Source organism: Chryseobacterium culicis (assembly GCF_002979755.1).
In the GTDB taxonomy this organism is placed as follows: domain Bacteria; phylum Bacteroidota; class Bacteroidia; order Flavobacteriales; family Weeksellaceae; genus Chryseobacterium; species Chryseobacterium culicis_A.
Genome location: NZ_PCPP01000001.1, coordinates 758,630 through 773,548 on the forward strand (window position 1 = coordinate 758,630; position 14,919 = coordinate 773,548).

The 14,919-nt window shown below is 37.7% G+C and carries 13 protein-coding genes; 10 read left to right on the forward strand and 3 right to left on the reverse strand.

What is annotated here, in order from left to right; translation table 11 throughout:
* Positions 1-12 precede the first annotated feature (12 nt).
* Positions 13-1,305: an adenosylmethionine--8-amino-7-oxononanoate transaminase gene (bioA, locus tag CQ022_RS03580; RefSeq protein WP_105682327.1), complete on the forward strand. Its 1,293-nt coding sequence runs from the start codon at positions 13-15 to the stop codon at positions 1,303-1,305.
* A 116-nt stretch (positions 1,306-1,421) separates the two neighbouring features.
* On the opposite strand, the gene CQ022_RS03585 is transcribed toward bioA, so the two are convergent.
* Together CQ022_RS03585 and CQ022_RS03590 are read right to left on the reverse strand one after the other, a co-directional pair.
* Positions 1,422-1,973, reverse strand: a complete 552-nt coding sequence (locus CQ022_RS03585) for a hypothetical protein (protein WP_105682326.1) — start codon at positions 1,971-1,973, stop codon at positions 1,422-1,424.
* 82 nt (positions 1,974-2,055) lie between these two features.
* Positions 2,056-2,370, reverse strand: coding sequence for a winged helix-turn-helix transcriptional regulator (locus CQ022_RS03590; protein WP_105682325.1), 315 nt, complete (start codon positions 2,368-2,370; stop codon positions 2,056-2,058).
* A 92-nt stretch (positions 2,371-2,462) separates the two neighbouring features.
* Between CQ022_RS03590 and CQ022_RS03595 the strand changes: the two genes are divergently transcribed.
* Together CQ022_RS03595 and CQ022_RS03600 are read left to right on the forward strand one after the other, a co-directional pair.
* Positions 2,463-3,227 (forward strand): MBL fold metallo-hydrolase, encoded by a 765-nt coding sequence (locus tag CQ022_RS03595; RefSeq protein ID WP_105682324.1) that lies wholly within the window; start codon positions 2,463-2,465, stop codon positions 3,225-3,227.
* A 62-nt stretch (positions 3,228-3,289) separates the two neighbouring features.
* Positions 3,290-3,997 carry a DUF421 domain-containing protein gene (locus tag CQ022_RS03600; protein WP_105682323.1) on the forward strand — a complete coding sequence of 236 codons (708 nt, stop codon included), beginning with the start codon at positions 3,290-3,292 and terminating at the stop codon, positions 3,995-3,997.
* 12 nt (positions 3,998-4,009) lie between these two features.
* On the opposite strand, the gene CQ022_RS03605 is transcribed toward CQ022_RS03600, so the two are convergent.
* The gene (locus tag CQ022_RS03605) at positions 4,010-5,215 is read right to left on the reverse strand and encodes a CynX/NimT family MFS transporter (protein ID WP_228421635.1); all 1,206 of its coding nucleotides are present in this window, start codon (positions 5,213-5,215) and stop codon (positions 4,010-4,012) included.
* Between the two features lie 71 nt (positions 5,216-5,286).
* Between CQ022_RS03605 and CQ022_RS03610 the strand changes: the two genes are divergently transcribed.
* The 7 genes from CQ022_RS03610 (at position 5,287) to CQ022_RS03640 (ending at position 14,918) form a co-directional block, all read left to right on the forward strand.
* Complete coding sequence (locus tag CQ022_RS03610; RefSeq protein ID WP_105682321.1) at positions 5,287-6,069, forward strand: helix-turn-helix domain-containing protein; 783 nt, start codon at positions 5,287-5,289, stop codon at positions 6,067-6,069.
* A gap of 579 nt (positions 6,070-6,648) precedes the next feature.
* Positions 6,649-7,257, forward strand: coding sequence for a hypothetical protein (locus tag CQ022_RS03615; protein ID WP_105682320.1), 609 nt, complete (start codon positions 6,649-6,651; stop codon positions 7,255-7,257).
* An 84-nt stretch (positions 7,258-7,341) separates the two neighbouring features.
* On the forward strand, positions 7,342-8,517 hold the full coding sequence (locus CQ022_RS03620) for an MFS transporter (RefSeq protein WP_105682319.1): 1,176 nt from the start codon (positions 7,342-7,344) through the stop codon (positions 8,515-8,517).
* 3 nt (positions 8,518-8,520) lie between these two features.
* Positions 8,521-9,270: a siderophore-interacting protein gene (locus CQ022_RS03625; protein ID WP_105682318.1), complete on the forward strand. Its 750-nt coding sequence runs from the start codon at positions 8,521-8,523 to the stop codon at positions 9,268-9,270.
* 53 nt (positions 9,271-9,323) lie between these two features.
* Positions 9,324-9,893, forward strand: a complete 570-nt coding sequence (locus tag CQ022_RS03630; protein ID WP_105682317.1) for a Crp/Fnr family transcriptional regulator — start codon at positions 9,324-9,326, stop codon at positions 9,891-9,893.
* A 162-nt stretch (positions 9,894-10,055) separates the two neighbouring features.
* A complete protein-coding gene (locus CQ022_RS03635; RefSeq protein WP_105682316.1) occupies positions 10,056-10,388 on the forward strand; it encodes a hypothetical protein in 333 nt (110 codons plus the stop codon).
* A gap of 192 nt (positions 10,389-10,580) precedes the next feature.
* Complete coding sequence (locus tag CQ022_RS03640; protein WP_105682315.1) at positions 10,581-14,918, forward strand: CusA/CzcA family heavy metal efflux RND transporter; 4,338 nt, start codon at positions 10,581-10,583, stop codon at positions 14,916-14,918.
* The last annotated feature ends 1 nt before the right edge of the window (position 14,919 follow it).

A 14,919-nucleotide genomic window follows, 5' to 3' on the forward strand; every position in this document is an offset into this window, starting at 1 on the left:
TTACATCAATATATGAATACTATAACAGAACAAGCCAGCCTGCAACAAAGAGACAAAGCCGTTAACTGGCATCCTTACACGCAGATGAAAACAGCTGATGATGCGATTCCCATTGTAAAAGGAAAAGGAATTTACCTTTATGATAACAAAGGGAAAAAATATCTGGATGTTGTTTCATCATGGTGGGTGACGTTGCACGGGCATTCTCATCCTTATATTGCGCAGCGTGTTTTTGAACAGTTAAACACCCTTGAGCAAGTTATTTTTGCAGGATTTACCCATGAACCTGCCATACAGCTTTCAGAAAATCTACTGAAAATTCTTCCGGCTGGCCAGGAGAAAGTTTTTTACTCTGATAATGGCTCTACTGCAGTGGAAGTTGCTTTAAAAATGTGTATTCAATATGCATACAATAAGGAAAAAAAGAAAACAAAGATTTTAGCGTTTAAAAATGCTTACCACGGAGATACCTTCGGTGCCATGTCTGTAAGTGAAAAAAGTTTCTGGACAAGGCCTTTTGAAAGCATGCTGTTTGAAGTTGTTTTTATCGATACACCCAATACAGAAAATCTGGAAAGCCTGCAAAAGCAGATTAAAGAACTCGCTGATGAAGTAGCCTGCTTTATCTACGAACCGTTAGTGCAGGGAGCGGCCGGAATGCTGATGTATAAAGCCGAAGATCTTAGCCAGCTGATGAAATGCTGCCGGGAAGAAGGTGTTCTTATGATTCAGGATGAAGTTTTTACAGGATTTGGAAGAACGGGAAAACTTTTCGCAGCAGATTATCTTACACAGAAACCGGATATCATGTGTTTTTCAAAAGGATTGACAGGAGGAACAATGCCAATGGGAATTACCACCTGTTCCCATGAAATCTATGATGCTTTCCTTTCTGATGATCGTTATAAAACTTTATTTCACGGGCACTCGTTTACAGCCAATCCTTTAGCCTGTACAGCTGCTCTTGCCAGTATGGAACTCCTACTTACAAGCGAAACTCAAATGAATATCAACCGCATCACTTATCAGCATTCAGAGTTTGTGAAAGCACTTGCTTTGCATCCTCATGTAGAAAAGGTTCGACAGATCGGAACTATTTTAGCTTTCGATTTCAAAACCGGGAATGGTACTTCTTATTTCAATGAAATAGGGAAGAAACTTTACAATGAATTCTTACAGAGAGGGATTATCATGAGGCCGTTGGGAAATGTAATATATCTGGTTCCTCCGTATTGTATTACCTCTGAAGAATTGGATTTTGTATATCAGAATATTATGGAAGTTCTGGATCAGTTTAAAGATTAAATTGATCCTGCTCCGGTAATAATTATTTTTAATTTTTTTAAATGTACCTTATAGGTTTTGTAAGCCTATAAGGTTTTTATGTTTACCTATTGACAACGATTGCAGCTCAGGATTTTTTAAAGTTCCTGTTCAGCTTTCTTCAAAAGAGCAATCAATTCTTTCAGGTCATCTTTATTGAATTCCTGTAAGCTCTGATTAAAATAATGAGAAGGAATTTTTATATAATTAACCCACGAAGAAAGTTTTTCCCGATAAACACTTCCGAACTCAATATTGCTCATCGTAACAAACTTATATTTGGTTTCCTGGTTTGTCTTTTCATTTTCTTTCTGTTCTACCATCTGAAGAGCCTGAATCAGTTTTCCCAATTCATTTTTATCAATAGTCAATGTTTTTTTTGATATCTCATCAAAGGTTTCATATTCATACATGATTCCCAGAAAACGGTCTGATGAATTGTCAGAAACATCTTTCGTTACAATCTTTTGAATATTAAGGTTTTTAAACGTACCCAGAGTGCTGATTTTCTTCTCAATTAATGTCCCTTTTCTTGAATTGACGGTAAGTCCTCGGGATGTTGTTGATCTTTGGATAGTAGGTGGCGGTGCTATTTGAGCAGCAGTCCATGTACATGATACACAGGAGATCAAAATAATGATTCTTTTCATTGGTAAAAATTGCTATTAGTTTTTATACCCTTAAAATTACAAGGTAATTTTCGCCAATATATAAAATATTAAATAAACAGTGCTATCTCAACTCATTTCCCCATAGGTGTAATTGAGAAAGGATAGGCCCTAGCTTTTTGCCTTTTTCAGTAAGCTTATAATATACTTCCGGTGGAAAATTATACACTTCAATCCGTTCAATAATAAGATCTTCTTCCAGCTGTTTCAATTGCTCGGCAAGTACTTTCTTGGAAACTCTGGGCATATTTCGCCAAAGTTCCACAAACCGTACCTGATCTTTTTCAAAAAGGTTGTGTAGAATCAGCGGTTTCCATTTGCCCGAAAGAATATTCAGGCTTCGTCTTAATCCGCAGTTTTTAAATTCTTCAAAATTCATACGTCAATTGAATATTTATGGTTAACCTTTTGGTAACCTTCGATTGTTTTACCCTGATCAGGCAATAGCTTTGCTCTACAAACTTAGTCAAAATGAAATTACAATTATGGCGCAATGCAACATTGCTATTGAATATTGATGGAATTTCCATCCTGATTGATCCTATGCTGGGAGAAAAAGGATCTATGGGAAAAATGCCCATGACAGATAGTGAATTACTGAATCCTCTCGTAAATCTGCCTTTCAGTAAGGATGAATTAATAAAAAAATTACAAGGAATAGATGCCGTTGCCGTCACCCATCTTCATCCTGATCATTGGGATGCTGCAGCCATAGAACTTCTTGATAAAAACATTCCGATTATTTGTTCAGGGATTATTTCTGAGCAAATTTCAGAACAGGGATTTACCAACGTTGTCACTGTGAATGATCAGCTTCAATGGGAAAATATTGAAATATCTACCACCAAAGGCCAGCACGGGACCGGAGAAATCGGAGAGAAAATGGGAATTGTGAATGGTTTTGTTTTTAAAACAGAGCATACATCAGTTTATATTGCAGGAGATACTATTTGGTATGATGAAATTGCCCAGGAAATTGATAAACACAAGCCTCAACATATCATTTTGGCAGGAGGAGCCGCCACTTTTTCCGTAGGAGATCCTATTATTATGAACAGTGAAGACATTGTAACAGTCTGTGAACATGCATCGGAGTCTACGGTTTGGGTAACTCATCTGGAAGCTGTAAGCCATTGCAGGGAAGACCGGAAATTTATTCAGGGAAAAATAACAGAAAAAGGACTCGAAAACCAATGTTTCATACTGAAAGACGGAGAAGAGGTAAGCCTGAAATAGATATGAAATAAATAACAGGAGTTATGGCTTATTTTTTGAATATTTCCTGATAAATAATTGGTATGCTGTCAGCTTTTCTCTTAAATCTTGATTGGAAAGAATTATTATTGGGACACGAAGAATGGTCTTTTCTTTTAGAGATCATTCTTCGTACCATGATTATGTTTCTTGCTATTATCATCGGACTTAGAATTTTAGGAAAAAGAGGGGTAAAACAACTCTCAATCTTTGAGTTGGTAGTCATTATTGGCCTGGGATCGGCCGCGGGAGATCCTATGTTTAATAAGGATGTCGGAATTATTTCATCCCTTATTGTTTTTATCGTTATTATTCTTCTATATTCTATTGTGACCTATTTTATCGGAAAAAGTAAAAAATTTGAAAATCTAGTCGAAGGAAAATCTATCTGTCTGGTAGAAAATGGCGAATTTTCAATTAAAAACTTTCAAAAAGAAAACCTTGGGAGTGACGAATTCTTTGCAGAATTAAGGTTAAAAGGAGTTTCGCAACTTGGGCAGATTGAAATGGCTATAGAAGAAATATCAGGAGAGATCAGTGTATTCTTTTTAGAAGATGAATCTGTAAGATATGGGCTTCCTATTATACCAGGCTCATTACATAATCCGTTACAATATATTCATGAGGAAAGATATTACTCTTGTATATTCTGTGGGTATACTGAACATAAAAAAGCGGGTAATGCCGGACGCTGCCCAAAATGCCAAAAAGAAGAATGGGTAGCATCCAGCAATAAAAGACGGGTCACATGACCTTTGACCATCTTAATCCTCAACATATTTATTTCTTGCTGCTTTCAATCCAAAATACAACATCAGCAGTACAGCACCACTTAATAAATAAAACGAACTGTTCCAGGAAATATCCCAGTCATGCAGCTTTCCAAACAACGGAGGTCCGAATGCTGCAATCAGATATCCTACAGACTGTGCCATTCCTGATATTTTAACAGCATTGATACTGCTTTTCGTTCTTGTAGAAAAAAACAGAATCGAAAGACTGAAAGATAATCCATTAGAAATCCCTATGATAACTGCATTCACATAGATCCATTGAGATTTAAGGAAGACAAACATCATGGTACTTCCAAACATCAAAGCACAGATAAAAAGGATCATGAGTCTCTGATCTTTCATTTTACTGGCAATAATCGGGCAACAGAATGTCACAGGAATCATGGTAATCTGAATCACAAAGAAAACCCAGCCGGAACTTTCTCCCTGCATATGAAAATCTGAAAGAAATGAAGGAAGCCAGGCTACGAGGCAATAGTAAAACAATGACTGAAGTCCCATAAAAATACTGATATTCCATGCCTGAGCAGATTTAAACATATTGAAATCTGAAGTACTGAGTGCCGTTTGAGATGGAACCGGATTTCTTTTATTAAATATGAACTCCAATGATAAAACAAGAAAACCCAGTGCAGCAATCACCAGCCAGATACCGAGAGAACCTTTCCATCCAAATCCTGTCAGTTCCCCGATTTTTACACTGAACCCTGAAGCTAAAGCAGCAGTAAGGTTCATAGATACCGCAAAAATTCCGGTCATGAGACCAATCTGTTTCGGGAAATTATTCTTAACATATCCGGGAGTAACCACATTTCCAATGCAGATACCCAACCCAATGAATATAGATCCTACAAACAAAAGCCATAGAGATCCGCTGATTCGTAAAAACAACCCGAAACTCAGAATAATCAGTGAGTACATCAAAAGTTTGCTGATTCCGAACTTATTGGAAAATCTGCTCACCAGCACCGAACAGGCAGCAAACATAAACAGTGGAATAGAGGTTAAAAGGCTCACCTGAAAATTGTCCAGCTTCAAAACATCTCTTATCTCTCCCAATACAGGCGCAACCGCCACAATCGGTGAACGGAGGTTACTGGAAATGAGTATAACCACCAGAACATTAATAAGTAATAAAACATACGAAGCATTCTTTTTTACTTCATTCTTCATCATAATAAAAACTTTTGTACAAAATTAGTACAGTAATTTTGTTTAATTTTGCCAAAGTTTTAACCTAAAACGACATGGACATCCACGGCACCATAAAAATAGATGAACTGAAGAAACCTTATTTTGTATGGTTTGAAGAAAACTGGATTCATGATGATGTTCTTCATCACCATCAGAAAGGGCAGCTTGTTTATGTAGAAAGTGGGTTTCAATATATTACTATCGAAGAAAAAATCTATCTTCTTCCTCAGAATCATGCCGTATGGATTCCTCCGAATGCTGTTCACAAAACCAATTCTCATTCTGAAAAGATCAAGCTGATGATTATGTTTGCCGATATCAGTACCCAAGAATCTTTCTATTATGAAGTAAATGTATTTTCTGTTCCTCCTGTATTGAAAGAAATGATAAAATACGCAGAAAAGTGGTCTAAACAGATGACTGTGAATCATAATGAAAACCTATTCCTGAAGGCTCTTTTCAACGAACTGCCACAATTTGTAGAGCATTCGCTGACCCTTCACATCAGCCTTCCCAAAGATAAACGTCTTGCTAAAGTTATACAGCATCTGCACAATCATTACCGGAATGAAATCAAAATGGAAGATCTTAGTGATACAGCTCATTTATCTTTCCGTACCCTGGAACGTATTTTCAAAAAAGAAACCGGACTTACCTTAAGCAAATACCAGCAAATGCTTCGTATTATCAAGAGTCTGGAGTATTTAAGTTCGGGTAATCTTACGATTTCAGAAACAGCTTATGAAGTAGGGTATAAGAGTGTTCAGGCATATACCAGAAGTTTTCAGTCTGTAATGCAGTTCAGGCCAACAGATTTTATTAAAACAATTCAATAGGCTTATAAACCCGTACAAAGGCGATTTAAATTTATCAAAAAGGAGAGTTATTGACATCTCAAAACATCATACATTCCTTTACAGAAAAGAAATTGGAAAGATTTAAAAAGGTAATATTTCACATTTTACCCTTTTTTCCACTTCAATAGACAATATTCAATTATGATATTATTGAAAATAAAAAGGTCTCCACGAATGAAGACCTTAAAAAAACACAAATGATGAAAAAAAATTATTTCGATTCACAAATATAAGCAAAAATCATGTTATGCAAAACATCATAAGCTCATTTTTTTTAAAAATTATTTATTTTAAGTCAAAATAATTATTTACTAAATGTGTTTCATTTTATTCAGGATTCCGAAATTAGGAGTAGAAAATCATATCCTGTTAAATATAATTCGCCATCTGAAGAATTGTACGTATGATTTTCGCCAAAAATAAATAATTGGCAAAAAGTGAATTATTATCAAAACAAGGTCTATATCAGTCGATATTCAAACAATTGTTTAACTCTTTTGTGACCTCAGTCATAAAATTTTGTAATGTTTTTATCCTATTTTGCTTAAAACCGATCCTATGAGTCCAAAGAAATTCAAGGGAGTTCCTGCACAAAAATTCGGAGGTTCCCATGATACGGAAAGCCGAAAAGTATTTGAGCAGGATTTAATTCCGCTGAAATATAAAATATTGAAAGAAAGATTTTTTTCAGTTAATAAATGGGAAAGTTATAGTGGTAAGGCATTTGCCGCATTTAAATTGTATGATTTTGAAGGAAATCCCGTAGATCGCGAACCTCAAAAAGGAGATTTCATCCGAATTGATATTCCGGGTCCGGGAGAGCCTGAGGCAAAAGGGTACGACTGGGTAGAGATTACGGATATCTGTTTCTATCAAGACAGTTTTTCTGAAAGTATATCGATGACATGCAGGCCATCAGGAGATCCCCAACACAAAGAAAGTCGTCATATTGCTCATTTTTACAGTTCTGCAGCAAGTTCAACCTTTATGATTTCCAGAAACATAGCTCATTTAAAAGCAGCAGTATACGGACGAAATGAAAGGCCTAATTGGAATGCTCAATTCATTGATGTGATTAGAAATCTTGTAACGGCTGCAGGTGGAATGATGGGAATCGCTAAAATACAATGGAAGCAGCTTACTGATAGCTTCCTGGATTTTGATTAACTCAATGTACCGTTTTTGATCTAGATCAAAGTTTTTTATTTGTTGTACAGGGACCTTTGCACCCGAATATTTTAAACAAAATTTATGAGTACAACATTAGAAAAAGGTCAGACTATTAATTTCTATCAGGCAACTACTCCGATTATTATTTCGGTATTCGGGGTTTATCTCACCATAGGAATTGCCCTGGGAGTACTTCCAAGGTTTGTCCAGAACAGTTTAGGTTTTGACAGTATTATGGTAGGACTTGTCATTGGTCTGCAGTCGCTGTCAACCCTTTTAACCCGTGCTTATTCCGGAAAAATCACGGATACAAAAGGAGCTAAGAAAAGCAAAATGTCCGGTGTGATACTGGCAGTGATTGCCGGAATCGTTTATGTATTGGCTGTAGTATTTCAGGCTCATCCATTGCTGGCACTGGTTTTTCTTTTAATCGCAAGAATTATTCATGGAGTTGGTGAAAGTTTCCTGGTTACCGGAGCTTTAACGTGGGGAATAGGTCTCGTAGGGCACTCCAATTCCGGAAAAGTAATGACATGGAACGGAATTGCCATGTATGCAGGTATTGCCATCGGAGCTCCCATCAGTATCTGGTTAAGTAAAGAATACAATATCCTGCCTGCTTTTATGCTGATTGCCTTACTTCCGCTGGTAAGCTGGCTTTCTACCGCAAGACTTCCTTCTATTCCGGTAGATAAAGATCATGTGAGAACTCCTTTCTACAAGGTAATTGGTGCCATATCCGGTCAGGGGTTGAGTCTTGCTTTTTCATCAATGGCTTTTGGATGTATCGCTTCTTTTATTGCCTTATTTTTCACACAAAAAAATTGGGGTGACGCCTCACTTGCTTTTATGATTTTTGGAGCATGCTATGTCCTCACCAGAATTTTATTTGCTTCTTTTCCGGATAAATACGGAGGTTTTAAAATAGCATTGATCTCCCTGATTATCGAAGTGGCGGGACAGATGCTCATCTGGACATCTCCTTCCAAAACATTAGCCTTACTTGGATGTGGATTAACAGGTGTAGGATTCTCACTGGTTTTTCCGGCTTTGGGAGTTCTTGCCATTCAAAAAGTAAAACCTCAGATGAGAGGAACAGCATTGGGAGCGTATGTGGCTTTCGTTGACCTGTCATTAGGACTGGCAGGGCCTATTGCCGGATTGATTGCGGGTTGGTTTGATTATCAGACAGTGTATCTGTTCGGAGGCATCAGCTGTGTTTTATCTATGATCATTTTACTATTCAATAAAAAATAAAAAATGGAAAATTCTATAATAGTTCAGGCAAAGAAAACAAAAAAAATACGTTCTGCATTTATCGTTAAAAACAAGCAATATCTTACTCCGCATCTTATCCGTGTGATATTTGAAATCGATGATAAACAGGCTGAGTTATTAGCCAATGTCGGTTCCGGTTCTAACAATAAAATCTTTATCCCGACTGAAGAAGACAGCGTTTCTCTCGTCAGAACCTATACCAACAGGAAAATTGATCTTGAAAATAGGGAATTAATTATTGATTTTGTTGCTCATGGTGATAATGGTCCGGCTTCTGCCTGGGCACTAAAAGCCTGTACAGGGGATGTATTAGAAGTAGGAATGAAAGAAAGTACAAGACCACTAGTTCCTGATGCTGATTTTTACCTGTTGGCAGGAGATGCAACAGCGCTTCCTGTTATTTGTGCCATTGCAGAACAGTTTCCGTCTTATGTATCCGCAAAGATCCTATTGGAGGTATCTGGCAAAGAGGACGAGCTTATTCTGTGTTCTGCAGCCGATATTTCGGTTGAATGGCTTCACAATCCTCATCCTGAGAAAGGAAGTAAGCTTGCTGAAACGGTGAAATCGGTTCAGTTTCCATCCGGAGTTTTAAAAGAATATGTTTACATCGCTGCAGAATATACTACGGTACATGAGCTTCGTACTTATTTCAAAACAACACTGGACTGGGATCCACATGGAATGTATATCTGTTCATACTGGAAAGCCGGGCAGGCAGAAAATCCATAGACAGAACAGAATAAAAGAGGTAAGCAAAGCCATTTATCCCTATTTTTGCTTACATGCAGGAACTTTTAACGTCATATATTAAAAATAGAATAGCAGTAACGGATAAAGAATTGGAAACGATTCTCTCTTATTTCAGACCGATCCAATTAAAAAAGAATGAAATGCTGCTTTCTAACGGGCAAAATAGCCAGAGAACATTCTTTGTAGTGAATGGCTGCCTCCGTATATTTTTCATCAATGAAGAAGGGCAGGATTCCACCCGATATTTTGCATTTGAAAATCAGTTTGCCACTGCTCTCACCAGTTTCATTACTTCTGAACCCTCTGAGGAATTTATTGAGGCCGTAGAGGATTCAGAAGTATATTATATCAGCCATAAGAATTTTTACCACCTCCTGAAAATTATCCCGCAATGGGAGAAATTTTACAGAATCTATCTGGAAACAGCGTATGTAAATAATACCAAAAGACTGATGTCTTTCCTTGTTCAGGATGCTCTTGAAAAATACCGCCAGCTCCTGGATGAAAACCCGGTTGTTGTAAGAAGACTTTCTAATAAAATGGTGGCTTCTTATCTTAATATTTCACAGGAAACGCTAAGCCGACTGAAATCCAGACTTTAATTTTTGTTTGGTGAATCTAACATTATTTTGAATAGCTATTATTTATTTAAACTATTTTTAAACTAGATAAAATTCTCAAAAAATTAATACTGGTGCGTTCTCAGGAAAAATTTAAGCCCTATATTTGCATCCATGTTAAAATGGTTCTCCATATTATGTTCAATGATGTATGTACTGGCTACCACCAATGCGGGGGAAGTATTGAAAGTACCTATGTTTGTTGAGCATTTCATGGAATATCACGGGAGCTTTTCAGAATTTGTAATGGAGCATTATGATAACCACAAGCAGGATTCTGACTGGGACACTGATCAGAAACTGCCTTTTATCAATCCACCAATTGTACTCACTGTACATGCCCAGCTTCCGGAATTGACATTCGAATTTAAAAAACCTAAAGAAATTACAGTTTCAAGGAAAACCAGTATCTACAAAGAAAAAGATTTCTCCAATCAATATCTTTCTCAGATTTTCCAGCCTCCGCGGCTTTCTTAATTAATTTTATCCTGAAATTGCTTTAGACTTAAAGCAATCCATTTATTATTCCATATCAATTTAACCTGTTGTGCATTATAACTCTGTTTACAATGTCATTATAACTTTGTTGTTACCCTAAGCAATTTCTGCAATGGAAAATTTCAACAGTTTTTATAACGCATTCCCGGGTTACTAATTAATCGTTTTTCCATGTTAAATAAAATTATTGAGTTTTCTGTAAAGAATAAACTCATCATTGCTCTGTTTACAGTGGGGCTTGTGCTTTTTGGAGTTTATGAAACCACTAAACTTCCTATTGATGCCCAGCCGGATATCACTAATAATCAGGTTCAGATCATTACAACAGCTCCTTCTTATGGTGCAGCAGATATAGAACGTCTTGTTACATTTCCTATTGAACAGGCTACCAGTAATATCAGCGGAATTACAGAGCTGAGAAGCTTCTCCCGTTTCGGGCTTTCATTGGTGACTGTAGTTTTTGATGACAATACCGATGTGTATTGGGCTCGTCAACAGGTTCAGGAACGTTTACAACTCGTTCAGGACAATATCCCTGAGGGAATCGGGAAGCCGGAATTAGGGCCTATTTCAACCGGATTGGGAGAGATTTTCCAATATGTGGTAAGACCTAAAAAAGGATACGAAAATGTGTATGATGAAACTGAGCTCAGAACCATTCAGGACTGGGTAGTCAGAAGACAGCTTCTGGGAACAAAAGGTGTGGCTGATGTCAGTAGTTTCGGGGGGAAATTGAAACAATATGAAATTGCCATTAATCCGAATAAACTTCAGGCATTTAATATCAATATCAACGATGTTTTTGCGGCTCTTGAAAAGAATAATCAGAATACCGGAGGTGCTTATATTGAAAAGAAAGAAACGGTCTTATTTATCCGAAGTGAAGGGCTTCTGGGAAGCACAGAAGATATCGGAAGCATACAGGTAGCGGAAACCAAAGAAGGGATTCCTGTACATATTAAAGATGTGGCTTCTGTAAAGATCGGGTATGCGACAAGATATGGCGCTATGACCTATAATGATACCGGAGAAGTATCCGGAGCGATTGTCCTGATGCTGAAAGGAGAGAATGCCAATGTGGTGATCGGAAATATCAAAGAAAGACTGGAAAAAATCCAGGAATCATTACCTGAAGGAGTGGTCATCGAGCCTTTTCTTGACCGTGCTAAAATGGTGAACAATACCATCAGTACGGTAAAAACCAATCTGATGGAAGGCGCTTTGATTGTTGTTTTTATCCTTGTTTTATTCTTAGGAAATTTCAGGGCGGGATTATTGGTTGCTTCTGTCATTCCTTTAGCGATGCTTTTCGCGATTATCATGATGAATATTTTCGGGGTGGGAGGAAATCTGATGAGCCTTGGAGCCCTTGATTTTGGGCTTATTGTAGATGGTGCCGTTATCATCGTTGAAGCGGTACTGCATCAGCTCGCTCATAAAAAGCATTTTGGAAAAGACAATATGCTCAGCAAAAAGGAAATGGACGACCAGGTTTCCAGCTCTGCAACCAAAATGGTTAACAGTGCGGTTTTCGGGCAGATTATCATTCTGATTGTATACCTTCCCATCTTTACGCTTCAGGGAATTGAAGGGAAAATGTTCAAACCTATGGCTCAGACGGTTGCCTTTGCCCTGATTGGTGCCTTTATTCTTTCTCTGACTTACATTCCTATGATGAGCTCTTGGGTATTAAGCAGAAAGAAAAAGGAAAAAGAAAATATTTCAGACCGTGTGATGGGGCAAGTGGAAACAGGGCATCAGAAACTCCTGATGAAGGCTCTTAAGTTCAGAAAAACCATTATTGTTGGCGTATTCATCCTGTTTGTTGGTGCTGTTTTTACCCTTTCCAGAATGGGAGGAGAATTTATTCCTTCTCTGGAGGAAGGTGACTTTGCCGTGGAGATGAGAATACTGCAGGGAAGTAATATCAATGAAACAAAGAAAGCAACCACTCAGGCAGCACATATCCTTTTAACACAGTTTCCTGAAGTAGAAAAAGTGGTTATGAAAATTGGTAGTGCAGAAATTCCCACAGAACCTATGCCTATGGATTCCGGAGATATGATTGTCGTTTTAAAGCCTAAAAAGAAATGGACTTCCGCCAAAACATTTCCGGAACTTTCTGATAAAATGAGTAAAGCGCTAAGTGTTATTCCGGGATTGACAACCAGTTTCCAGTTCCCTGTACAAATGCGTTTCAATGAACTGATGACCGGGGCAAGGCAGGATGTGGTATGCAAAATTTATGGTGAAGATCTTGACAGCCTTGCTGCCTATGCGAAAAAGATGGGAAGTATCATCAATACCGTAAAAGGGGCTCAGGATCTTTACATTGAACCTGTTGTAGGTGCTCCGCAGGTTGTGATTGATTATAACCGTTCCGAACTGTCCCGTTACCATATTTCGGTGGCAGATATAAACAGGGTGATCAACATGGCTTTTGCAGGTCAGACAGCAGGAGCATTATACGAAGGAGAGAAGAAGTTTGACATCGTTGTCCGAATGGATAATGAACAGAAAAAAGATATTACCAGCATCCAAAATCTTTTGATTCCTACGGCTTCCGGAGAGCAGATTCCATTGTCACAATTGGCTAAAGTAGAACTTAAAAACAGTCCGAACCAGATTCAGAGAGAAGACACTAAAAGAAGGATTATTGTAGGATTTAACGTAAGAGGGAGAGATGTTCAGAGTATTGTGGAGGAACTTCAGCAAAAAGCAGGTAAAAGCCTCAAGCTGTCACCAGGTTACACTGTTTCTTATGGAGGTGCTTTTGAAAATTTAAATGAAGCTAAAGCCAGACTGGGAATTGCTGTTCCTATTTCGTTGGTGATGATTTTCCTTCTCTTATTCTTTGCTTTCGGCTCTGTAAAACACAGCCTGCTCATCTACACAGCCATTCCATTGTCTGCAATAGGAGGCGTTTATTTTCTGGCGTTGAGAGGAATGCCTTTCAGTATTAGTGCAGGAGTAGGATTCATTGCTTTGTTTGGAGTAGCTGTACTTAATGGAATTGTTTTGATATCAGAATTTAACCGATTGAAAAAAAGTGGAATATCAAATACCAGCAGAATTGTACTCATAGGGACAAAAATCAGACTCCGCCCGGTTTTGATGACGGCTTTTGTAGCTTCTTTGGGATTCCTTCCCATGGCAATAAGCAACGGTGCAGGAGCTGAAGTACAGAGACCTTTGGCAACTGTGGTAATCGGAGGTCTGATGCTTGCAACCTTTTTAACACTATTTGTACTCCCTATTTTATACGTCCTGTTTGAACATATTAATAAAGATAAAATGAAATTCGCAAAAAAAACCAACTATAAAAAACTTTCTGTTTTCTTGTTGTTAATTTCCTTTGGAAGTTTCCAGGCTCAGGAAAATATTACCTATGACCAGGCTTTGGAAAAAGCATACCAACAAAACGGTATTCTTAAAAACTCAAAATTATTATCAGATTATCAGGAAAAGCTAAAAGCCAGCTATCTGGATATTCCTCAGATGGAAGTTACCGGAGGATTTGGGCAGATTCAGGGAGAAGAAACAGATAATTCATTCGGAATTTCCCAGAGATTCAGCTTTCCAACAGTCTATTCAAAAAGGAAGCAGATGCTGGATGCTGAATGGTCTGCAAGTGTCATTAACCAGAACCTTACAAAAACACAGCTTACCAAAGAAGTGACAGACGTTTTCTACAGAATATTAGTGCTTCAGGAGAAGAAAAAAGTCCTGGAATACATCAGTCAGTTGTATAATAACTTTGCAGATAAAGCCGCATTAAGATTAAAAAAGGGTGAAGCCAATATTTTAGAGGAATCCACCGCTGAAATTCAGAAAGAACAGGTAAAAGTACAGTTGAATATTCTTGAAAATGATCTGAACATGGCCAAACTTCAGCTTCAGCTATTACTTCAGTCCGAAATTCTTTACCAGCCTATTGCTGAAAAGCCCACCATGAGTATGGGGATGCAGATTTCCGGGGAAATGGTAAAACAGCATCCCGAACTTCAGTATCTGCAGCAACAGATCAAAATAGGAGAGGCCGAAGTACAGCTTGAGAAAAGTAGACTGCTTCCGGATCTTCTTATCGGATATACTAACCAGAGTATGAAAAACATCAGTAACAACCGCTTCAATTCAGTGCAGGTGGGAGTGGGAATTCCATTGTTTACAAAAGGACAAAGAGCTTTGGCCAAAGCGGCACAGGCTAAAATTATAATCTCAGAGAATCAATACCAAAGAAAAGAAATTGAGCTTCAAAACAGGTTAAATCAGCAGCTGAACAATTATATGAACCAACAGCGGATCATCGAAAATTACGAACAAAAACAGCTCCCAAAATCTGAAACTATTTTAAAAACTGCACAAAAACAAATGGAAGCAGGAGAAATTGATTATCTGGATTGGGTAATACTGGTGAACCAGGCCGTAAAAACCAAAGCAGATTATACTGATCAGTTGGAAAAACTCAATCAGATCGGGGCAGAACTTCAATTCTTAATTTCAAAATAAT